We start from the raw sequence: 25,766 nt of genomic DNA, 5'->3' as shown, positions 1-25,766 counted from the left end.
AAACTATTATTTTATCTCCTTATTAGTTCACTTAGTATGAAAGAAACCCCTCTATTTCTTAGAACTAAAGTTTGTTAAAAGATTGTTAATATCCTATTAGATAATTCTTTGATAATTAGAAAAAAAGTCGTTTTTTTGCCGCGAAAATAATTGACTATTGAAACTTAGAAATCTACTATTAACATTATTTCTAGTTCCCCACCTTACATTTAGTCAAAATCTAGAAAAGATTGGAAAAGCTCCTCTCTTTAGATTGACTGGTGGTATTGGTGTGAATTCAGTTTATTTTAACGGAAATTCGAATAGGGAACCTTTTACATATTTCTTATCAGGAAATGTAAACCTGAATATTAGTGATATCTATAATATTCCATTTTCGTTTTCGTATTCCAATAGTAAATTTCAATCAAATACTCCTTTTACATTCAATAGATTAAGTATGCACCCAAGTTATAAATGGGTAACTGCTCATATAGGTGATGTAAACGTAAGTTTTTCGCCATATACATTGAACGGACATCAATTCACTGGTTTAGGTTTAGATTTAACTCCAAAAGACAAGATTAAGGTTAGCTTAATGTACGGACGTCTGCTAAAGGCTAGAGAGTTCGATGCAGAAAATATAAGTAGTGCTGCAAGTTATCGAAGAATGGGATATGGATTTAAAACTTCATATCAATTAGATAAAATAAGATTAGGAGCCATATTTTTTAGGGCGTCGGATGATGTAGCATCTTTAAAAAATCCAATTCCTACGGAAAATGAAGTGTTACCTAAAGACAACACTGTGATAAGTTTTGATGTCGATGCAACGTTATGGGAGAAACTGAAATTTCGAGGAGAAATAGCTTTATCCGCTCTTACGGAAGACTTAAGAGTTAACGGAACTAGTGATCATTTTGGAGCATTTTTAGTTTCAGATAATCCAACTACTCAGTATTATAAAGCATTTAATGTTAATGTTGACTATCAAGTATCAACAGGTTCGATTGGTTTAGGCTACGAAAGAATTGATCCTAATTATAGAACTTTAGGAGGATATTTTTTTAATAATGATTTGGAGAATATCACAGTTAATGCAACACAACGTATTTTCAAGGACAAAGTAACAGTAAGCTTTAATGCAGGTTTGCAAAATGACGATTTAGATAATACCAAAGCAACTCAATTAAGTAGGTTGGTAATGGCTCTAAATATTGCGTATAACGCTAATGATAAAATTAGTATTAATGGAGGGTATTCTAGTTTTCAATCATTTACAAATATTAAAAATCAATTCGATTTTATAAATGGAGTATCTCAAATAGAAGAACAATTAGATCAGGATAATTTTGCTCAAATTTCGCAGAATGCCAATGTAAACTTAAATTACAAGCTAAAAGAATCTGAGTATAACAATCAAAACTTAAATGTTAGCTTTTCTTTTCAAGATGCAGAAAATAGGATAGGAGAAGAACAAAGAAGTGAAGATAGTTCTGTTTTCTACAATGCTAATTCAGTTTATACAATCAATTATCCACAAGCTGATTTTGGAATTTCAGGAGCTTTAAATACAAGCTTTAGTACACTTGGGATTGAGAAAAATGTAATACTCGGGCCAACAGTTTCGGCAACAAAAGGGTTTTTAGAAAAGAAACTGAAAGTTAATGGCTCGTTTGGTTATAATAAGAGTATAACCAATGGTATTAGTCAAGGTGATGTAACTAATGTAAGAATTGGTAGTAGATATGTATATCAAAAAAAGCACAACTTTAGTTTAAATGCTTTGCTACAATTAAGGAATACAACTACAGTTAATAATAGCAGTTTTACATTAACCTTTGGCTACAATTATAGTTTCGGACTCTTTAATTCTAAGGATATTAAATTTAGGAAAAGAGCAAAACTAAAAAAACAGCGGGAAGAGAATAAAAAATTAGTTGAGAAAAAGGTAGAAAAACCAAGACCTGCAATAAAATTTGTTTACAAAGATTCATTATACACTGGAAGTATTTATGAAGTAGATAATAAAATTAAGACCTTAATAAAATCAGATCTTTTTAATCATTTACCCAAGGCTGTTCTTTATGAATTACAGAAAGAGAGAATAGAAATTGCCTCAGAGAGAAAAAATAGAGTTTACAAAGTGAAGGCTATTGAACTTCTTAAAAAAGTTTATGAATCTAACGAAGCTAAAACGCAATATAATAAGTTGTTGTTTGAAAGTATGAATACTTTGTTGGAAGATGTAAATAGAATTGACTTTTCGGTAGAGAAAGCATTTATAAAGAATCGAAAAGAAATTATAAAAAGTCCTCTTTGGAATCTACCTGAAGAGCAAAATAAAGATTTTTCTAAAGAAACTAGAGTACGATATAGAAGAAAATTGAACGTTTATAAGAAGAGTCTTAAAAAGTTATTAGTTCACCGTTGGGTGCTAGAAGAACTAGAAAAATATAATAAAATCGATGCTGTTAATAAAGGTTCTGACTTGCTAAGGGAGTTTGAAAATTCACTTGGATTTGAAGCGTATAAAATGCTAAAAATGAAAGAGAAGAATCAAAAAATAAAATTATATTTGCAGCATTCAATCATCAAATTTTTAACAAATAAATCAGAAAACTATATTGATGAAAATCAATATGAATTAAGGTATATCAACCAAGATTAAATTATAATTGCCCTAAAACTATGAAAAGAAAAGTCCTCCTTTCCCTTTTTTCATTTGTATTGTCTTTAAATGTATTTGCTCAGCAATTTCCTGTCAATATAATACCAAGGGTCAAAGCACCTGCTCCGGTTAATTTCTATAATTATGCCGATGATACTGCTTTAGATGGTCCTATTACAGTACAAATATTCTTAAATGATTTAACGGTTTCAAGTAGACAAATTCGTTTAAAAACATATTTTGAAGGAGGTAATATTAGCTTTACGAGTAAGGATTTTGTTATTGGAGCTCAGGACTTATTTATAGAGGGAGGGATCCCGTTAACATTAACTAATACTGAATTAGCTCCATATTATAGGTTTGAAAATATCCAAGGAATAGGACAGACCGTTTATGCACAGTCAATTCCAGAAGGAACCTATAATTTTTGCTTTGAGGTTTATGACTATTTATCGGGAGCTAAACTATCAGATAAAAAATGTGCAACGGTTTTCATCTTTAAAAATGAGCCTCCAATTTTAAATTTACCTTTTAATGGTAAAAATATTGAGCCAAGTGATTTTGAAAACATAGTATTTCAATGGACACCAAGACACATAAATGTTAGTAATGTTGAATATGATTTTAGTATTGTAGAAATTTGGGATATAAATGTTGATCCACAAACCGCTTTTTTATCACAAGCACCAATTTATGAGGAAACGGTAAGAACAACAAGCTTATTTTATGGTCCTGATAAACCATTATTATTGGCTGGCAGAAAATATGCTTGGCGTGTTAGAGCAAGAGCCTTACAAGGTTTAGAGGAAATAGGTTTGTTTAAAAATGAGGGTTACAGTGAAATATTTTGGTTTTCAAGGACTGCTCCTTGTCAAATTCCTGATGGTGTATCAGCTGAGCCAAAAGGAACTTCTAAAATCAACGTTTTTTGGGATCAAGATCCTACATTACATTCAGAGTATATCATAGCATACCGTGAAGCTAATAACCCAGATGCAAATTGGTTTACGAAAAAAACCAATAGTGCTTGGGCTACTATTTGGGATTTAAAAGCTGGAACGACCTATGAGTATAAAGTAAAAGGAAAATGTCAATATCAATATAGTGAGTATTCAGAACTTCAATATGTAACTACTGATATTGTTCAAAATGAGGATGCTAATTATAATTGTGGAATTGTACCAGATGAAATAGCCATTGCAAATAGAGAACCGCATCCTGGATTAAGTATTGGAGATCAAATAACAGCTGGAGACTTTAAAATTACTATAACCGATATACAAAGTCAATCAAGTGGAGTTCTTTCAGGAAAAGGATTTGTAGCTATTCCTTATTTAAAGTTTGCTAAGTTCGGAGTAACATTTACAAACATTTTAGTAAATACAGATGCTCAATTAGCTGAAGGAGAAATTGTAACATTATATGATCCTGAATTTGGAGAAGGAGCATCTATGACTGTTGATGTAAATATCAACATTTCAGAAGGTATAGGAGGAGATCCAGGAGATTTGGAAGAAACTGTTGAAGTTGGTTTTGAAGTAGCAACTGTTGTGATTGATGCAAATGGAGCAATCGTTGTAACTGGAACTAATGGAGAAACGGCTACAATTCCTGGCGATGGAGATGTTAATATTGTGAGTACTAACGGCGATATCTGGGCAGTTGGTGATGATGGAACAATTACAAAACAAGAAGGAGCAGCTGGTGGTGCAGTGTCTAGTGCAACAACAAATGGTCTAGATTCTAATGGTAATGTTATGTCTATAACTGCTAAAGGAATTAAAATAGAATTTCAACCTTCTGGTTTTTATCACTTTGATGAGTTACCGGAAAATACTTCAGCTACTTTTGAGAAAGAATATAAAATTCTTGATACTGAATCTGGAAAATATAGAGTTCCATATAAAGCAATTTCTGATAATGAAGGAGAAGATTTTATAAATGCTAAAGTTACGATTACAGATACTTCAATAAGTAAAGATAGTATTGTATTCAAAACAAAAGATGGAGCTAAAGTTCCAGTTGAATGGAGTGGTGATATTGCAAAATTACAATTGAAACGCAAATTCGATTATGCAGACGAAGAAATCTTTGCAGTAGTTAAGTCTAAAGATAACGGTAAATACGACATTGCAGGAAGTGTTATAACTGCGCATTTGGCTTCAGAACAATTAGAACCAATTAATGTAACATTAGTTCCTGTAGGTATTGATAAAGTTTCAGATGAAGTTAAAAACGGTGTAAAAGAAATTTATGCTAAAGCTGGTGTACGTTTAAATATACAAGATGTAAAATCAATATCTCCTGAAGAAATTTATGGTTGGGATAAAGATGGAGATAATAGATTAAGTGTAGGTGACAGTAATTTACTTTCACATTATACAGATGAAGAAGCAGCGTTTAATAGTTACATAAAACAACAAAGCTATTACAATAATAAAACTTACTATGTTTTTGTAACAAATGTACCTGTAACAAAAACTGAAGTTGAAGGTTTTATGCCGTTAAAGAGGCAGTTTGGTTATGTGTTTACTGCTAATGCTAATACAGCTACCAAGAAAATCCGTACAATGGCGCATGAATTAGGTCATGGTATTTTTGGCTTAAAGCACACTTGGGATGAATACCAATTCCCACAAGGTGCAACAGATCATTTAATGGATTATGGAAATGGAACAACTCTGAATCACTTAGATTGGAAGAAAATCCACGCACCTGGTATTCAAATATACTGGTTCCAAGGAGATGAGGATGGGGAATTTGCAGGAAATTATGCAATAGCTCCTAATTTTAAATTTGTTTTCATTAATGACTCTAAGACATTACATACAACTGGAACTAATTACACAGTTACAGGTACGTTACCAGGATTTAAAATCCTTGATGATAACAATAATTTAAAGAAATCTTTTTCTTGGGATTATGCTAAAGAACAGTATGTAAATGATAGAGACTCAACAGATATATATCCTATTTCTGAATTTAGAACTGTTTTACCTTCTAAAACTGGAGTTAATTTATTCTATAATTTAGAAAAAAACTGTGGTTTAAAGTCATACATTAATTTATCTTATGATGAAATATCTGGTCATCAAGAAAATATCACTCAAGGACCTGATCCTGAGAAATATTTATTAAATCTTATTTCTGAATATACTTCTACAAGATCTAAAGGGATTCCTTGTTCTGGATCAAATTCAAATAACGGTTGGAGAGAAATTCCTATTGATTGTTCATCTGCTGATATTTCTTTACTAACAGCTGCAGATGTAGATAAGATTGAAGGTTTAGTAAACGAATCAGATAGCAGTAAAATTGTTGAAGCAATAAACGAGATTAATTATAAGTGTGTTTTTGAAAACGTTGAAAATAGTATCCTTATTGATCTAATTATCAAGTTGGGTTCGGATAGTGTAATTCTGAATAGTAAAGAAAAAGCAATTTTACGATTATTAAAATTTGTAAAGAGAGAAAGAGTAAATGATTTATTTGTAAAACTTAAAGAAACTGGAGTATATGAAAATATGATTAACAGTTTCCATGGTGAATTATTACTTTTCATTGGAGATGATAACAAGACTTCTATGTACCAAGTATTTGCTCATCATTTTAGTCAGCTAACCAAAGATGAAGATAAATGGTATTTAATCAACACGTTGATAAAAGAGAAATATAACTTCACAGGTGAAGATTATTTTAATGATTACGTACTTAGTTTATTGTTATCTACCAATGAATACGCAAGTAAAAAAGACCAATTAACACAAGTATCAAGTTTATTTACAGAAATGTTAATAATGGACTGTAAAAATCTTGAAGATTACAAAGTTGTTCTTGATATTGCATTTACAAGGCATAATAATAAGCAAGCTTTTTATGGTTTTACGCAAACCAAAAGTATTGTGAATAAATATCCAGGCTGTGAAGACGTTTCTACCATGTCTTGGGTTAAACCTAAAGAATTTGAGCTTAGATGTCATTCTTCTGTATTTCTCGTTAAGCTTTTGCAAAGTGCTTTTGATGGTCAGTCTGATCAAGAAAAGGAAGTTAAAATGTTAGTTGATGAATATGCATGGGCTAAATATATTTACGAAGAAAATGATGCAATGCTTAGTCTTCATACTTCAAATATATCAGAGTATTTAGAAGTTTTTAAAAGAGAGCTTAATAATTATATAGAAAATCAAGAGGAATACAATTCTAATTTCTGGGAAAGTACTACTATAGATTGTGAAAATGTAGCAAAGGTATTTAATCAAGTAAGATTAAATGAAAATGATGAAACCCTTAAAAAATTAGATAAGAGTACGAGGGTTTCTTTATTGAATTTATACTTTGAAAGTTGCGGATATGATTATACTCAACAACATTATGAGTACGAAGATTCAGAAAAATTAATTCTAACACTTTTAACAAGTTTTGATGATAATGACAAAACAGTTCTAGAAGTTCTAGAAAACATAGGAATCAAAAATGTTTACGAGAAACTTAAGAGTAAAGAAAAATTTGAAACCTTAGCAAAAGTTTTAGTTTGGATGGGTGGTCAGATTCAAAATTCTGGTCATTTTGAAGCACTAACTCCAAGTGAAATTTTAAATTCTGATAATGAAATAAAAGATTATTCGAATCTTTTAGGTTTAGAATCTAATATGTTTCAATTTGATAACTTTAGTGTAGATGAAATAACAAGTGACGGAAGATTCCATATTAATAATAAATACTATAACTATAATAAAATGGTTGTAGTGTATGCTGCTGATGATTTTGAATTTTTAGGTCAAAAATTTAAAAAAGGAGATGTATTAACAATGCCTTTGATTCAGGCTTTTGCAATGCATAGGAGTAACCGTAATATTGTTGGAGAAAAAATTGCTTGGACAGCTGTTGATGTAGTTTTACTAGCTGTTGGTTATGGAGAAATAAAGATATTATTTACTGCTGGGAACTATTTAAGAAAAGCGTTTATTGTTGGTGATTTAGTTGGAGCATCGGCTGGTATTTTAGCAAACGTTGTTAATGAAAGTGCATTAAGTCAAGAAGCAAGATTTAATTTACAAATGTTAGCAATTTTAGCTTCTTTACCACAAGTAGCAACTTCTATTGGTAAAATTGATAATATAGTTTCGATGATTGATGATGAGATTAATGCGCTTAGCAATGTTAACCATAAGCAAGGTCTAGAAACTTACTTTGAAAGTGTTAAATCTAGACTGCCAATAAAAACTGACTTATCAGGTTTCTTGAATGTTCTGAAAGAGAAAAATATAATTGATTCATATAATGGATTGAGCAATAACTTAAAACAATTATTCCAGAAAGACTTTTTAAATGCTACAGATGAAATACTTGATACATTAAAAAACTCTGATGTATTTAATTATTGGAAGCAATATAGAATTGATAATCCAAATGCTATTATTTGTAACTAAAAAATATTATGAAAAGATTTACTAGTATTCTTATCACCTTATTATTTCCCCTGTTATTACAAGGGCAGTGTTGGTTTAAACAAAGCATGACTGACATAGATGATGTTAATTTATCATCTGATATTAGATCTGCAATTAAAAGTAGAAGTTATGAAAATGCATATCGTTTTTTACATGATAATGCTTTTAACTCTAGAACAGATGTAGGTTTATTAAAAAAGCTTACAGAAACTTATGATGATGTTTTAATTAATTTAAAATATGTAAATCAAGAGTTTTTAGATGCTAATAAAGTTCATTTAGATTTAGGAGGCCATAATAGATATCCAGAAGCAGTTAAAATTATAACTTCAGATGTTGATTATGCAGGGAAGCCTATAGAAAATCTATTAGATGGAAGGATCCAAGATTTTACTCCTAAGTTTAAAGAAGCATCGGTAGATAGAATTACTATTGAAAGCGCACCTTATTCCGATGATATATTATCTGAAGTTAAAAGAATTACTAAAGATGGAGGTAGTATTGAGCTTGAGCATCCAGTAGGTACAATTGCCGATTATAATGTTATAGCAGATAAAGTTGGTGGTTCTGTAACTAACTCTGAAAACCTTGTTAAAGACGGTTTAGAATATACTAGAGTAAAGATTACTAGAGGTGCTGTAGGAAGTTTAGATGATCTTTTTAAAGATTATCCTGAATTACTTAACGTTTTAAATAATAACTCAAGCTTTAAAAACAGTTTTTTATCAGATTTTGTTTCATCAACACCAGAAACAATCAAATTAATTGGTGAAAAGCCTGAGTTATTTGATGCTTGGTTAATAACTAACAAAGCTGGTCTTGAGCAATCAATTAGATCTAATGTTAATGATTTAGAAAAAATTCTTGGATATAAGAAATCTAGTGGAAGATCATCTGATAATATTATCCAAGAAATAGAAAGTTCAGCTATTTTATCAAAAGGATCTACGCGTAGTTGGATTGATATTGTTCCTAATGGAGGAGGAACTAGTATTGGGAAGATAGGAGATTATGTTGTTCATAATGATGTAGAAGTGTTTTATAGAGGTATTTCAGCTCATGATTATAAATATTTATTGGATAATGGAAAATTAAGATTTACATCAGAAACATTTACATCTCCTACATTAGAATATATAGAGGCTATTGGTTATGGAGGTGATGGACATGTCATAAAGTTTTATTTGGATAGAGGAACTTTAAAAGAATTAGAAAAAATTGGTGTTAGGAATGATGGAAAAGATAAGTTAATGAGTTTTTATCCAGATATGCCTCCTGTAACAACCGTTACTAAATGGACTGAAAAGCATGCAATGTTTAAAACAGAAGGAACTAGATTAGGTTTAGAGCAAATAAATATAGGTTTAGGTAAAGGGCCTGCTATAGATATTTTTAATGCTAATATCAAAGCATTTGAAGTAGTTAAATAGTATAGAAGAATGAATAGTAAAGATTTAAATTTAGTAGATCAATTAGCACAAGGAATTATTGGTAAAAATGAATTTACTAGTAAGACTAGTTTTGTTGCAAACTATAATGAGTTTAAAAAGATTCTTTTTTCTGAAAGTTTGAATGTAGATAAGGAAAATAATAACTCAAGATTTAGAAACTTGTTTTATAGTTTACCAAACTCGATGTCAAAAGAAGAAGAGTTTACTATAAATTCAGAATTATTATTTGAACCATGGCATAATGAGCACGAAGAACTAATTTCTGGTTTTCAAATCTTATTTAAAGATAATGATGAGAGTGTTAAAGTGTTAAAAAGAGCTTTTTTAAATATTCCTTCTTACATAAATAATATAGATGAATCTAAAGTTTCCTACAAGAGAAAAATAATTTATGCACTATTTAATCAGGAAACTTTACTAAAAATAGATGTTTTAAAAGAGCTTTTAAACGAAGCAAAAGAAGATGAAATAAAAGAGTTAATTCAAAGGAAGTTAAATACTTTCAGTGATAAGAACAAAGAAAAAAAAGATAAGCCAGAAATTAAATTGACCAATAATAGTCAAGTAGTAAATCAATTTACTTTGGAAATAGTTAATTCTTTAACTAATACTCATTCAATTGATACTATAGACAGTATTCATCATTCCTTTTTTTCTAAAGGAAAATGGTTAATAGTTTTATTTGCTGGTTATTCAGGCCCAGATTTAAAATATGTAAAAGAAGTTCTAAACATAGCCAGTGATTTTCCTGAAGTAGGTTTTGCTTTTAAACCTTTTATGGATGATTTAAAAATGAAAGAGTTTAGTTTAAAAATAGAAGAAGTTAGAACAACTCCAATAGTGCTATTTAAAAATGATTTGGAGATTAAAAATATAAAAATTAAGCCTCAAGAAATTGTTGAGAGCTTAAAATCGTTATTGAATAATGAATTATTGTAAACAGAGAAAGAAAAACAAAAATCAACTAACAAGAATATGAAATTAAAATTACCCCTGAGTCTATTACTGATTTTTTGTATTAGCGTTTCTGTATTTGGATTAACCAAAAATCCTAAAGATAGTTTATCAGCAGAGTCGGTATTAAAGCACACTAGAATTACCACTAGTAAAACCTTACGTAAATTTTCTTCTTTAGATAAATTTGAAAGTTTAGAAAATACCTTAGTATCAAATGCTAAGGCTCAATATAGTTTTACAGATCAAGGTTTTAAATTTAATACTGCAGATTCAATCATAAACAAAAAATGGTTGGATATGGCAGAGAACACTTTCAAAACCATTGAAGAAACAGGTAATTTTATCGATGTTTTAACAAAGGATGGATTAAGTGAACTACCTGTTGCTATTAAACCAGAAAGTATTAGTAATGTTAAATACACTGTAGGTATAGCCAAAGCTGTTTTTAAACCAGCATTTACTGAGTTAACTGTTTTTCTTAAAGTTGAATTACCAAGTACAAATGAACAAAGAGGTGAGCAAGTTTTAATTCTTGGAGCTTCTAATGTGAAATTATCTCATGAAGGAGGTATAATAGGGGATGCCAAACTTCAATTAATTTCTCAATTTACAGTCAATTTTAATAGTGGTACGGTTTTATTAACTCTTAAAGGAAGTTTTGAAGAACCAGGAACATATGCAATTATCGATTGTTCTGGTTTTAAAGAAATGGGTTTAGATGCCAATTTAAAGTTTGCAAATGGTTTATTATATCCTGTAGATAAAAATGGGAAAAAGAAAATTGGTTATGTTGAAGCAGATTTTAAAACATCCATTTCTGATTGGAATGATTTAGTGGTAAATATTTCATTACCAGAATTTGGTGTGAAAGGTTTAGAAGGAACAACTTTCAAATTAAACACCGCTGTTTTTGATTTTAGTGATTTACGAAACGATCCAGCGACTCCTAGTAGTTACCTAAGTAAGTATTACAGTGAAGCTCCTAATTTATGGAGAGGTGTTTATGTAAAATCGCTAAAAGTAATTTTACCTCCCGAATTCAAAATAAAAGGAAAATCTGATGAAAGAGTAGCTTTTGGAGCAACAGATTTAATAATTGATGGACAAGGAGTTACTGGTAAATTTATAGGAGAAAATGTAATAGGCTTAAAGGAAGGTGATGCCTCAGGTTGGGATTTTTCTCTAGATTATTTCTTATTAGATGTTGAAACTAATAATTTAAGAGCTGGAGAATTTAAAGGAAAACTAGTTTTACCTGTTTCTCAATTAGATAGTTTAAAATATAATGCAGTTTTTCAACCAGGAGAATATAAGTTAAGAGTTGAAACTGAAAAAGATATTCAATTCAATGTTTGGAAAGCAGATGTTCTACTAACAAAGGATTCGTATGTAGAAATGAAAGTTACTGATGGAAATTTTAGACCCAAGGCAAGTCTAAATGGATCCATGAGTATTGCTTCAAGTCTTAATAAAGATGATAAACCTGCAGATCCTTCTAAAAGTGTAGTTAATTTTAAAGGAATTAAGTTCCAAAAATTGGTACTCCAAACTGAATCTCCCAAATTTTCTGTAGAATACTTCGGTATAGAAGGTCAATTACAACTGGCCAATTTCCCTGTCTCCATCAACGAAATAGGTTTAAAAACACCTACTGGTAATAAGGCTGAATTAGTCATAGATTTAGCTGTAAATCTAATGTCTGAAGGTGATGGAGGTAACGGAGGTTCTTCTAAATTAGCTATTAAAGGAAAATTAGATGAAGCGGGTAACAAATGGAAGTTTGATGGTATAGATCTTGAAAAACTATTCATCAAAATGGAAGTTGCAGGAACCGAGTTAAAAGGTTCGATTTTTATATTTGATGAAGATCCAAAATACGGAACTGGATTTGCAGGTGCAGTAGGAGCCAAATTTTCTAAAGGTTTAAAATTGGAAGTAGAGGCAAAAGCTTTATTTGGTAGAACAGATACTTTTAGATATTGGTTTGCAGATGCGAAAGTTACCATTCCAAATGGAATTCCTGTATTTACCGGGTTTGCATTAAATGCATTTGGAGGAGGAGTGTATAACCGAATGAAAATGGCGGGTAATACAAATGTTCAGGATGCTGCGTTTAATGAAATTGGAGCTTCTACTTCAGGAGTAATTTATGAACCATATGAAGACAATGCTTTTGGTATGAAAGCATCTGTTGGTATTATTACTCAGAACTCTGAAGATTTATTCCACGCAACTGTTGAGTTTGGTATGGCATTTAAGAAGAGTGGAGGACTACAAGAAATTTATTTTAAAGGTTTCGGAGAGTTAATAGCTCCTTTACCTCCAGAATTTCAAGATGTTGTTGATAGTAATTTAACTGCAATAGCTGATCCTGGTGGAAAAGGTATTCCAGCTCAGAAGCCAACTGGAGCAATTTCTGCTAATGTATTTATAGGTTTTGATTTTGTTAATGATATATTCCATTCTACTTCAGAAATTTATATCAATTTTGGAATTTTAAAAGGAGTTGGAGAAAACGGTAGAGCTGGTTGGTTAGATTTCTACGTTTCTCCGGATGAATGGCATTTAATGATTGGTACTCCTGAAGATAGGGTAGGAATCAAAATTGATTTAGGAATTCTGAAAATTAAAATGGATAGTTACTTCATGGTTGGAGATGATCTACCAGGAAGTCCACCACCTCCAGCAATAGTTGCTGATATTTTAGGTGTAGATGTATCCAAATTAGATTACATGAGAGACCTTAACATGCTTGAATCTGGAAAAGGGTTGGCCTTTGGTGCTAGTTTAAGTGTTTCTACAGGTGATTTAACTTTCCTTATTTTCTACGCTCGTTTCGATGCAGGTGTTGGATTTGATATCATGTTAAAAGATTATGGTGATGCGCACTGTAAAGGATCATCTGAACCAATTGGAATGAATGGTTGGTACGCAAACGGACAGGCGTATGCCTACTTGCATGGAGAATTAGGTTTAACATTTAGACTATTCGGATCTAAAAGAAAAATACCAATTATAAGTGGTGGTGGAGCAGTATTACTTCAAGCTCGACTACCTAACCCAGCTTGGTTTAGAGGATACTTAGGAGGAAGATTTAACTTACTTGGTGGACTGATCAAAGGAAGGTTTAGATTTAAAGTTGAACTAGGAGAGAAGTGTGAAATTATTGGAGGAAGTCCTTTAGATGGAATTGTAGTAATTGGAGATATGACTCCTAAAGACGGAAGTGCAGATGTAGATGTTTTTGCAGCACCTCAGGTATCTTTTAATATGCAAATCAATAAAATTTTCGAATTACCTGATGAAACTGGTGATAGAAAATATAAAATATTATTAGATGAATTTTCTGTTACGAATAACGGAGAGAAAATAGTAGGAGAAGTTAGATGGAGTAACAATAATGATGTTGCAGCATTCTATTCTCATGAAATTTTACCACCTCATTCGAAACTAAAGGCTTATGTACAATTACACTTCGAAGAGTTTAAAAATGGAGCTTGGGAAGTAATTAAATCAGACGGGAAGCCTTCATTAGAAACGAAAGAGGTCAATTTTACTAGTGGCGATGCTCCTAAAACCATTCCATTAACGAATATAGAATTTATGTATCCGGTATTGGGGCAACAAAATTTCTTTATTGATGAGTACGATAAAGGATACATCAATTTAAAAAGAGGTCAATCTTATTTATTTGATGCAGTACCTGATTGGGACAAAGAAATGCTTATGACTGAAAGCTCAGGAATGAAAATGAAACAAGCTTTCACCTACAACGCGGCGAATAAACAAATTGTTTTTGATATTCCAGAATCAATTAAATCTGATAGTAATTACAATATCAATATTCAGTTAGTTTCTGAAGCAACTGATATAGGAAATAATGTTTCAGCAAACTACAAGTCGAGAGATTTAGGAGATGATGATAATACAGCTGAAATAAAGTCAACAGAATTAGATGGAACTGCAACCAAAGACGGACAAAGAGATCTGTTAACATACGACTTTAAAACGAGCACCTATAGTACATTCAGAGAAAAAATGAATGATATGAGTGTGAATAAGGAGTTATATGATCACGTTCAAGAACCTTATGGTTTAACCTTAATAAACGGTATTGAACAACAAGAAGCATTTGATTTGGTTGAACTTGTAGGTAACGAATATTCTGGTAATAAACCATTAGTTCTGGTTAGAGCAACGATGGAAGATAGATATTATAGAAATGATATTTATCCATTACTATATAACAACTATCCTTTTAAATTCGGTGACGAGCAGATTGAAGTTCAAAGAGAAACCGATAAAGTAGGAGTTCCTCCACTAGAAGGAGTGGAACCAATGACTTGGTACTTAACGTATTTAGAAAATGGAGATTCTGGTGAAATCAATGTTCGTAATCCATATAGATATAACTTAACTCATTATTACTTGCAGGATTTTGAAGATTTAAGTTACCAATTAGTAACATCAGATTACCCATGGGAAACGAATCCACAGTACAGTAAAATAGTTACTGAAGTTTTCCCTTACATGAGGAAAGATAATTATAAGACAACCTATAAATATATTTTACCAGGTCAAGTGAAGATCGGTAGAGAAAATATTGTAAAATATACAAATCCTTTAGATGAAGAATAGAAGTTATAATACTATTGTTGTTTTAATCCTTTTCTTTTGTTTAACTAATTTGTCAAAGGTACAAGCACAAAAAGAGATAGGAAATTTACCTCCTGAAGTGAAGGCTATGGCTACGGTAACAAAGGATAAGATTTTAATCCGTTGGGGTGTAACTACACCAACAGCATGGAAATATTCTAATAAATACGGTTACACCATTGAAAGAAGAACTGTTGTTAAAGACGGTATAATTCTTAAACAACCTACAACTAAATTGTTAACAACTACTCCATTAAAACCTAAACCAATGATGGAGTGGAAAGAGTTTACCGAAAAGAACATGAATGCAGCCATTGCAGCGCAGGCGTTATATGGCGATCAATTCGATGTTACCATGAATGAAGGTGGTAATGGAGTATTGAGTGTTATAAACCAAGCTCAAGTGTACGAGCAACGTTTTACATTTGCCTATTATGCTGCTGATCAGGATTTTGAAGTTGCAAAATTCTCAGGTTTAGCTTTTGTAGATGATACGATAGTTGAAGGAGAAAAGTATTTGTATACAATTAAAGTAGCATTGCCAGAAACGGTAAACTACAAGATTAAGAAAGGTGGTGTTTTTCTTGGAACTATGAATTATAGGCCTCTTCCTAAACCGCAAGAATTTGTAGGAGTTTTTAAAGATAAGACGGCCATTTTAAGTTGGAATTTTCAAATATTGAAAAGAACCTATACCAATTACATAATTCAAAAGTCTGAAGACGATGGTAAAACATTTAATAATTTAGGAAACACTCCGATTACAACTCTTGGAGAAAAAGAATCGAAGCCTTCAAATAGAATGATGTATGTTGATAGTCTATTTTCAAATAACAAATCCTACCAATATAGAATAAAAGGAATTTCACCATTTGGAATTGAAGGACCTTTTTCTAACATTGTTTCTGGTAAAGGAATTGATCCGTTAGTTTATAATCCATTTCTTACAGATTTAGTTTTTAATGATAATGGAAGCGCAACTTTAAATTGGGAGTTTCCTTCGCAAGGAGTAAACACGTTAAAGAAGTTTGAATTGTACCGATCAGACACACCAAAAGGTAATTATTTATTGGTAAATCCTTCAATTGCTAAAAACTTAAGAAGTATAAATATTTCAAACCTACAAGCCATTAATTACTATAAAATCGTTGCAATCGGCTATGATGGAAGTAAAAGAGAATCTTTTCCTAAAATGGTTCAACCAGATGATAATACGCCTCCAGCAATTCCCGCAGCGTTATCTGGAACAATTGATTCTACCGGTGTTGTTAGAATTAATTGGAAAATGAATACAGAAATTGATTTTTTGGGATATAGAGTTTTTAGAGCGAACTTAGAAAATGATGAATTCACTCAGATTACTTTTAAACCGATTCCAAATAGTTCAATTGTCGATACGATTAATATTAAAACTTTGAATAAAAAGGTGTATTACAAAGTTCAAGCTTTCGATAAGCGTTATAATCCATCAAAATTTTCGCAAGTTTTAGAATTGAAAAGACCAGATATTGTGCCTCCAACATCTCCTGTTTTTACCTCTTTTGAGTCTAATAGTAAGAACGTGAAATTAAACTGGATTTGTAGTACAAGTGATGATGCCAGGGCTACATTGTTATATAGAAAAGAGCAAGGAACTCAATCTGATTGGATGTTAATTAGCGAGTTGCCGCTACCGATAAATAAATATGAAGATGTTTCAGTTCAAGTAGGTAAAACCTATTTATATACTGTTATAACAGTTGATGATTCTGGTTTAGAATCTGAACCAATTAGACCTTTGAAAATTTCGATATCCGATAATGAAGCTAAAGAACCTATCAAAAGATTCAACGGAATTGTTAATAGAGAATCAAAATATATTCGTTTAAACTGGAGCTACAATGCAAAGGGTATTAGAGAATATGTGTTGTATAAATCGGATGCTGAGAATAGACCAACACTATACAAAATTTTCAATGCTGAAACCAAAAATTATACTGATAGAGAATTATTAATTAATACGAAATATACGTATTTGCTACAAGCCGTTTTTAATTCTGGATCAAAGTCTCCCTTAAAAAAAATCACCGTCAATTACTAAGTTATGAAAAGAAAAATACTATTTATTTTAGGAATACTATTTTTTAGTTTTAACACTGTTCAATCTCAGAACTACAAAATAAATATCACAGGATATATTTCTCAAGGTCATTCGTCTTGTGGTACTATCAATGGTTTAAGAGAGGTTATTTTAATTTATAGAAATGGAACTACCAAGAAGATTCATGATATAGATTATTATATCAATAAGTCCTATAATTTAACAGATACTTTTACTCATGATAACCCAGTAGTTCAAGTAGAGTATTTAACTCGTGCTAGACATAAGACTTGGATTGGTGATTGTCGTTCCGGAAATGAAGCTAGAAAAAGAGTAAGTGTTACACTTCCATGTCAAGAGCAACGATTTGAAAAGGATCAAATATATGTTGGAAATATTCGTCAAGGTTGGTCAAGAATAACAGTTTACCCTTTACCTTCCTTAAAATATCCTGATAATTATAATATTGGTTTAACTAGAACAGTTTGTCAAAATGGTTCGGTTAAAATTGCAGCTACGTTTAAAACTTATCCATCACCTTCAACGGTTTATAAATGGGAGTTTTATGACCCTGTAAATACAGTAACAACGACTACCTCTCAATATCAAACTTTATTAAACACAAGAGATAATGCTTACAGAGATTGGCAGGATTGTGAAAACTTTAATGGAGGAGGCGGTGACCCTATTTTTAGAGCTGCTAATACTAAAACTGATAAAAAGAAAAATGTTCAATCGGATAAAGTTGTAACAAAAGATAAAAATACCAACAGCAAAAACTTAATTCCATTACCAGGACCAATTGGAGATCCATCTCCAGGTTGTAGAATGTGGTATGATAGATATGTGGATGCTTGGAATGCCGTTCAAAATTTTACAGGTGAAAAGTATTATCAGAGAAAATTATGGCGACCTATACCTAGTAAAGATGGTCAACCTGAAATAGATTTAAAATTAAGTGATTTATATTCAAGTACTGAAGATCAATTTAAGGCGCTTAATAAATTAAAGATAAATATTAGATTAAATCCTGGTTGTAATGGTACAGGTGATATCTCTGATAATATTGCAGTGCTTCAGTTTTCTCCAGAACCACCACCAATTGCGAAAAAACCAACGTTCGATTCTCCAACATGTTCATATGATCCAATTGATAATTTTGTCATCTATTTTACCAGACAATTATTATCAACTGAAAAACTAAACATTAATTTAAAAAAGAAATTAACAAGTCCTCCTTATACTTACGAAACCATAGGAAATAATATTAATATATCTTCCTTAGTCCAAGTTTCTGCAAACGAATATAAGTATACTTGGAATCCAAGTAACGGAAATGAACTTCCTGAAGCAGGTGATTATAGAATTGTTCTTTCAGGAGCAAGTGGTAACCCATATTGTAATAATGGAACTTTACAATATGATTTTACCATTACAATTCCACCGAAAGTTAACTTCTTAACCGCAACAAAGGAGCAAGACGTAACCTGTTTTAATGGTAGTGATGGTAAGATTAAAATTACCGCTTCTGGAGGTTCAAATAGTTTTCAATATAGTATTGATAATAGAGCGACTTGGAGTTCAGCATTTAGTAGTTCAACAATAATTACTGGTTTATCAGCGGGAACAACCAAAGTTTGGCTTAGAGATACTAATAGTTGTATAGATCAGAGTAATCAAAGCAGAGATGTTTATTTAGCTCCAAAAACAAAAATCACTCACGTAGTTTCTTCTAATACAAATGACATAGTTCATCCTGGGAGTCCTAACGGAACCGATGGTTCAATTAAAATTAATAGTGTTAGTGGAGGAACACCTTCTGGTAATCAATATAATTATGAAGTACTTTTAAATGGAAACAATTCAACAATTCTAACTGGAACAGTTAGTGGAACTATTTCTACAATTATTAGTGGTTTACCTAAAGGGACTCATAAAATTAGATATACCGATAGTAAAGGTTGTACTTCTGACTTGTTTACACTTCCTATATTAAATGATCCTGCTCCTGTTAATTTCACATATAACATTGTTAACGCTACATGTAATGGTAGTAACGGGCAAATAAAAGTTTCTAATATAACTGGTGGTTATGCTAATTATAAAATAAAACTTGAAAAATCAGGAATGATTCCTCAAGAGTTTACCAATGTTGCACCTAATACAGAGAAAGTGTTTTCTGTTGCAGCTGGAACTTATAAAGTAACAGTTACTGATACAAGGTCAGGATCAAAAATAGAATCTAGTATAGAAGTAACAGAACCGGATGAAATTACAGTAACAAATGTAACTGCAACTGCAATTCAATGTAATGGAGGAAAATCAACTGTTACAGTGAGTATTAATAATCGTACAGGAGTTACTTATGAATATGCCGAATATAAACCTACAGGTATGATTTGGCAGTCTAGTAATGTATTTAGTTTAGATGCTAGTCCTACGATTGGTTATCGTTTTGTGGCTAGAGATAAAAACCAAATATCATGTAAATCGCAACCTTCTTCAGTTATAAGAATTAGTGAACCAAGTGAAATTTCTTTAGGAACACCAACAATTAAACACAACACTGTTTTTAACGGTAATATTGGTGAAATACAATTACCTATCTCTGGAGGAACATCTGGATACACTGTTACATGGACAAGGAATGGTTCAAGTATAGGAAATACTGGAGCTACTATTACTGGTTTATTAGCAGGAACATATATTGCAACGGTAAAAGATGCTAATGATTGTGTTTCTACTTCTGGAAATATTATAGTAAATCAACCAGATAAATTAGAAGTTAATGTAACAATTGATCAGGCTCTTAATTGTAATGGTGCAAGCGGAACCGTTAGAGCCAATGCAACGGGAGGTTCAGAAAGTTATACTTATAAATGGTATCGAAATAATACATTGATTTCAGGTGCTTCTTCAGTTACATTTACTGGAATCACTGGTGATTATAAAGTAGAAGTTAGCGATGGCTTCACTTCAGCTACAAGTGCAATTAAAAATTTACCTGAACCAACGTTAGTTCAGTTAAGTTTAACTAAAGAAGATATTACATGTAATGCTCTTGACAATGGTCAAATTAAGTTGAATGTTTCGGGAGGTACTTCTCCGTATTACTATTCGATTGATGATAAAACAACATACAGTCCAATTTCAAGTTTATCGAATTCTACAATTACAGGTTTAACAGATGGTACATTCAATGTTTGGGTAAAAGATGCAAATAATTGTGAGATAGCTACCGCGGTTAGTGAAACAATTAATAGGCCTTCTCAATTGGAAATTTCAAACTTCACTGTAATCAATAATCAAGTGATTAATGATAGTAGTGGTGAAGTTCAAATTGCAGTTAATGGTGGAACTTCACCTTACACATACGAATGGACGGATAAGTTCGATCCTACTTTTTTAGCAGTAACTCAAAACATAGCAAATTTACCGGCTAGTACATATAACGTAGTTATTAAAGATGCAAATGATTGTGAAATAACTCAAGATTTTGAGGTTAAAGAACCTTTACCACTTTCTGTAACCATAACACAGACTAATGATATTTTATGTTTTGGAGATGAAACTGGAGCACTTTTCGCTCAAGTAACTGGAGGTTACCCTCTTAATTCTACTCCTTCTGATTTTGATTATAAATGGTATAAAGTAGAAGGAACTTCAACGACTTTATTAAATGGTTCTAATTTAAAATTGGATAATATTCAGAGTTTAAAAGCTGGTAATTATCGTGTTGTAGTGAATGATGTTAAAGGTACTTCAACAAGTAAAGATTTTAGTTTAACCGAACCACCTCGCTTGAGTGTTACCATTAGTTCTCAAAATGATGTAAGTTGTTTTGATGGAAATGATGGAGATATAAATATAACTGTTAGTGGAGGAACAGCACCTTACACCTTTGAATGGACAAATGCTCTTAATGTTAGTTTTAGTGCTTCATCAGAAGATGTAGCCGGATTAAAAAAGGGGGATTACAAAGTTGTTGTGAAGGATGATAATGGATGTGAATCAGTAATTTCTGATATAAAAATGGAACAACCTACTGCTCCTTTATCTTTTGTCGATGAAACCATTATTAATTTAACAGGATTCGAAACCAATAACGGAAGTATTTCTGTTACAGTTGACGGAGGAACTCCAAATTATACGTACGAGTGGAGAGTTAAGGGAGAATCAACTGTTATCGGAACTACAAATTTAATCGAAAATAGAGCAGCAGGTATTTATGAGGTTACAATTACTGATAATAACTCTTGTACGTTAATCAAAGAATATACAATTAGCCAACCAGAGTTACTAGTTGTTGGTTCAGTTAATGCTTCAGGAAGTATACTTTGTAATGGAGATGAAACTGTTGATTTGGAAGCAACAGGTGTAGTTGGAGGAGTTTCACCATACACTTATGAATGGGTTGTAAAAGGCTCAACTGATGTTTTAAGTACAACTACAACATTAAATGGAATTGGAGCTGGTGTATATGAGATTAAGGTTCTAGACACAAACGGTAACCAAGCAGTAAAAGAATATACAGTTATCGAGCCTGAGCTTTTAACGATTTCGGATGTTCAATCTCAAAATGTTTCATGTTTTGATGGTAATGATGCTTTTATCGATTTGACTATTTCGGGCGGAGTTGGACCATATACATATAGCTGGAAACACGGAGCAACAACCTCTAGAATTGAAAATTTAATTGCAGGTACTTACGAAGTTACTGTGAGAGATAAAAATTTATGTGAGGTTTCTCAAAGTTTTACAATAACAGAACCTGCAGAAGCATTAAGCATAGTGAATGAGACCGTTGTTAATCTTACTGGTTTCGAAACGGCTAATGGTAGTATTTCTGTCGATGTCAATGGAGGAACTCCAAATTATACTTACGAATGGAGAGTTAAAGGAGAAGCTACAGTTATTGGCAATTCAAATTTAATTAAAGATTTAACGGCTGGTAATTATGAAGTAACAATTACTGATATAAACTCATGTATTTTAGTAGAAGACTACGTCATTACTCAGCCAGATTTATTAGAGGTTGATATTCAAGAAAATACTTCAATTTTATGTAACGGTGATAATGGTACTTTAGTTGCCAATGTTATTGGTGGAGTTGCATCATATAATTATGAATGGTTTGTAAAAGACAGTACAACAGTTTTAGCTTCAACAAGTAACCTAAATAATACATCTGGTAATATTTATGTTGTTAAGGTTATAGATTCAAATGGCAATGAAACTAGCGCGGAGTATACTGTTTTTGAACCTGAAGTTTTAGAAATTTCTAGTGTACAGACTCAAAATGTTTCATGTTTTGATGGAAACGATGGTTTTATTGATCTAACAGTTAGTGGTGGGATTGCTCCATATTCATATAGCTGGAAACATGGAGAAACAACTTCAAGGATTGAAAATTTAAGACAAGGTACTTACGAAGTAACTATTCGTGATAAAAATTTATGTGAGTTTACTCAAAGTTTTACTATTTCTCAACCTTCTTCTAGAATTAGTTTAACCAATATTTCTGTGGTTAATTTAACTGGATTTGAAACTGGTAATGGTAGTATTTCTGTAGATGTCTTAGGAGGTACACCAAACTATTCTTATGAATGGAGAATTAAAGGAGAAACAGCAGTTATTGGAAATTCAAATTTAATTGATAATTTAAGTGCTAACCGTTATGAATTAACTGTTAGCGATGCTAATTCTTGTTCTTTTGTTGAGGAATTTTTAGTAACTCAACCATCTTTGTTAGATGTAGATGTTCAAGAAACGCTAACTATTTTATGTAATGGAGATAATGGTACTTTAAAAGCAAGTGCAACAGGTGGTGTAGGTCCATATACTTATGAGTGGACTTTTAAGAACGATGCTACAGTTTTAAGTACTACTACTATATTAGAGAATACTATTGGTGCTACTTATGTTATAAAGGTTACAGATGCTAATAACAATGAGGCTGTAAAAGAGTATACTGTAGTTGAACCAGAAATATTAGCGATTGCAGATGTTCAATCACAGAATATTTCTTGTTTTGAAGGTAATGATGCCTTTATTGATGTAACAATATCTGGAGGAGTAGAACCATATTCATATAGTTGGAAGCATGGAGCAACAACTTCTAGAATTGAAAATTTAACTGCTGGAAATTACGAAGTAACTATACGAGACAAGAATCTATGTGAGATTTCTCAAAGTTTTACGATAACAGAGCCTGCTGAAGCATTAAAAATAGCGAGCGATACTGTTGTTAATTTAACTGGTTTTGAAACAGATAATGGTAGTGTTTCTGTTAACGTTATTGGAGGAACTCCTAATTATACATATGAATGGAGAATTCAAGGGGAGTCTTCAATTATAGGAAATTCAAATGTAATAGAAAACTTAAGTGCAGGAGTTTATGAACTTACTCTTTCTGATAGTAATTCATGCTCTTTAATAAAAGAGTATACAGTTACTCAACCTGATTTATTAGAAGTTGATGTTCAAGAAACAACATCTATTTTGTGTAATGGAGATAATGGAGAATTAACTGCTAATGTAAGTGGTGGAGTAACTCCTTATACTTATGAATGGACTGTGAAAAATACTACTACAGTATTAAGTTCAACAAACATTTTAGATAATACATCAGGTAATACATATGTTTTAAAAGTATCAGATGCAAATGGTAATGAAACCATAAAAGAATATACTGTAGTTGAACCAGAGGCTTTAATGATTTCAGATGTACAGTCACAGAATGTTTCTTGTTTTGGTGGTAATGATGCATTTATTGATGTAACAATTATTGGAGGAATTCCACCATATTCTTATAGTTGGAATAATGGAGAAACTACCAATAAAATTGAAAATTTAATAGCGGGAACTTATGAGGTTACGATAAGAGATAAGAATTTATGCGAGATTTCTCAAAGTTTTACAATAACAGAGCCTGCAGCAGCCTTAAGTTTAGCAAATGAAACGGTAATTAATTTGACTGGATTTGAAACCAATAATGGTAGTATATCTATTGATGTCGTTGGTGGTACTCCAGATTATACTTATGAGTGGAGAGTGCAGGGAGAATCTTCAATTATCGGAAGTTCAAATGTAATTGAAAACTTAAGTGCGGGAGTTTATGAACTTACACTTTCTGATGGTAATTCATGTTCTCTAACAAAAGAGTATACAATTACTCAACCAGATTTATTAGAAGTTAATGTTCAAGAAACATCATCTATTTTATGTAATGGAAATACAGGTAATTTATTTGCCGATGTAAGTGGTGGAGTTGCTCCTTATACTTTCGAATGGAGAGTTAAAGGAAATTCTCTAATAATAGGTAATAATAATGTTTTAGAGAATATTAATTCTGATGTTTACGAGGTTAGAGTTATTGATGCTAATGGAAATGAAGCGATTGTTGAGTACAATTTAACGCAACCATTAAAATTAGAGATTACGGATGTTCAAACGTCAGATGTTACTTGTTATAACGGAAATAATGGTTTCCTTGAAATAACGGTTAATGGAGGAGTTGCTCCTTACACCTATAGTTGGAACCATACTACTGATAATATAAATAGATTAGAGAATTTAACTTCAGGAAATTATAGTGTTACTATTTCAGATCTGAACGGTTGTGAAATTCAACAAAATGTTGAGATTCAACAACCTGCTAAATATGATATTATTAGTGTAAAATTAGATCGTCCTTCATCAGATATTGTTAACGATGGAGTTATTGAAGTAGAAATAACAGGAGGTGTTGCACCATACAATTATCTATGGACAGATGAAATTGGAACTGTAATCTCTAATCAGACAAGTAGTTTAACTGTAGATAGAATTGAGAATTTAGGAGAAGGAACTTATACCATCGTTGTTACTGATGCTACGAATTGTGTAATTAATGAGACATATAACTTAGCAAATCCTGGAGAGATTTTAGTTTCTATTACACAACTTCAGGAGATTAAATGTTACAATTCTTCCAATGCTATTTTAGATGTCATTACTGTTGGAGGTGTTGGAGGTAATTCTTACCAATGGTTTAATGCCTCGAATGACCAATTAATTGGAACCGAAAAACAGCTCAAGAATATTCCTGCTGGAGAATATTATGTAATTGTGAGCAATGCAGAGGGAATTCAAGAAAAGAGTTCGATTTTCATAGTATCACAACCAGAAGAATTAAAAGTTAATGTTTCAAAGAATGATGTAAGTTGTTTTGGATTTAGTGATGGTAATTTCCAAATTTCAGTTCAAGGAGGAAGCGGAGATTATGAATATAGATATAGAACAACAGCAAGTTATTCAGATTGGAATACTATTTCAGGAAACAATGTCGTTGTTAGTGATTTATTGAGCGGAAATTATACATTCCAAGTAAGAGATGTAAATAATTGTTTGGCATTAGATTCATTATCAAATGATGAATTTAGTGTTACAATAGATCAACCTGCTGTTTTAGAATTATCAAATGAAGAAGTTGTTAACTTAAGTGGCTTTGAATTATCAAATGGTTCTATCAAAGTTGAAGT

Annotated in this window: 7 protein-coding genes; all 7 read left to right on the top strand. The window is 31.5% G+C overall.

Going from position 1 to position 25,766, the window contains the following annotated elements; translation table 11 throughout:
* Nucleotides 1-157: 157 nt before the first annotated feature.
* Nucleotides 158-2,650: a hypothetical protein gene (locus ACOSP6_RS07100; RefSeq protein WP_422093707.1), complete on the top strand. Its 2,493-nt coding sequence runs from the start codon at nt 158-160 to the stop codon at nt 2,648-2,650.
* Nucleotides 2,651-2,670: 20 nt separating this feature from the next.
* The gene (locus tag ACOSP6_RS07095) at nt 2,671-8,079 is read left to right on the top strand and encodes a hypothetical protein (protein WP_422093708.1); all 5,409 of its coding nucleotides are present in this window, start codon (nt 2,671-2,673) and stop codon (nt 8,077-8,079) included.
* A gap of 8 nt (nt 8,080-8,087) precedes the next feature.
* A complete protein-coding gene (locus tag ACOSP6_RS07090; RefSeq protein ID WP_422095712.1) occupies nt 8,088-9,530 on the top strand; it encodes a hypothetical protein in 1,443 nt (480 codons plus the stop codon).
* A 9-nt stretch (nt 9,531-9,539) separates the two neighbouring features.
* Complete coding sequence (locus tag ACOSP6_RS07085) at nt 9,540-10,490, top strand: hypothetical protein (RefSeq protein WP_422093710.1); 951 nt, start codon at nt 9,540-9,542, stop codon at nt 10,488-10,490.
* A gap of 36 nt (nt 10,491-10,526) precedes the next feature.
* Nucleotides 10,527-15,146, top strand: coding sequence for a hypothetical protein (locus ACOSP6_RS07080; RefSeq protein ID WP_422093711.1), 4,620 nt, complete (start codon nt 10,527-10,529; stop codon nt 15,144-15,146).
* Complete coding sequence (locus tag ACOSP6_RS07075) at nt 15,136-17,244, top strand: hypothetical protein (protein ID WP_422093712.1); 2,109 nt, start codon at nt 15,136-15,138, stop codon at nt 17,242-17,244. Before ACOSP6_RS07080 ends, ACOSP6_RS07075 begins: the two co-directional genes overlap by 11 nt.
* A gap of 3 nt (nt 17,245-17,247) precedes the next feature.
* Nucleotides 17,248-25,766, top strand: an 8,519-nt coding sequence (locus ACOSP6_RS07070) for a SprB repeat-containing protein (protein ID WP_422095711.1), incomplete at its 3' end; no start/stop codon positions are given.

It is taken from the genome of Tenacibaculum sp. MEBiC06402 (genome assembly GCF_049239625.1).
In the GTDB taxonomy this organism is placed as follows: Bacteria; Bacteroidota; Bacteroidia; order Flavobacteriales; family Flavobacteriaceae; genus Polaribacter.
The sequence above is the reverse complement of the archived record's forward strand: the minus strand, read 5'-3'. Positions and strand labels throughout refer to the sequence as shown.

Bases quoted from the DNA above. Each gene is read 5' to 3' on its own strand.
- ACOSP6_RS07095 (WP_422093708.1), top strand. From the start codon at position 2,671: ATGAAAAGAAAAGTCCTCCTTTCCCTTTTTTCATTTGTATTGTCTTTA.
- ACOSP6_RS07090 (WP_422095712.1), top strand. From the start codon at position 8,088: ATGAAAAGATTTACTAGTATTCTTATCACCTTATTATTTCCCCTGTTA.
- ACOSP6_RS07085 (WP_422093710.1), top strand. From the start codon at position 9,540: ATGAATAGTAAAGATTTAAATTTAGTAGATCAATTAGCACAAGGAATT.
- ACOSP6_RS07080 (WP_422093711.1), top strand. From the start codon at position 10,527: ATGAAATTAAAATTACCCCTGAGTCTATTACTGATTTTTTGTATTAGC.
- ACOSP6_RS07075 (WP_422093712.1), top strand. From the start codon at position 15,136: ATGAAGAATAGAAGTTATAATACTATTGTTGTTTTAATCCTTTTCTTT.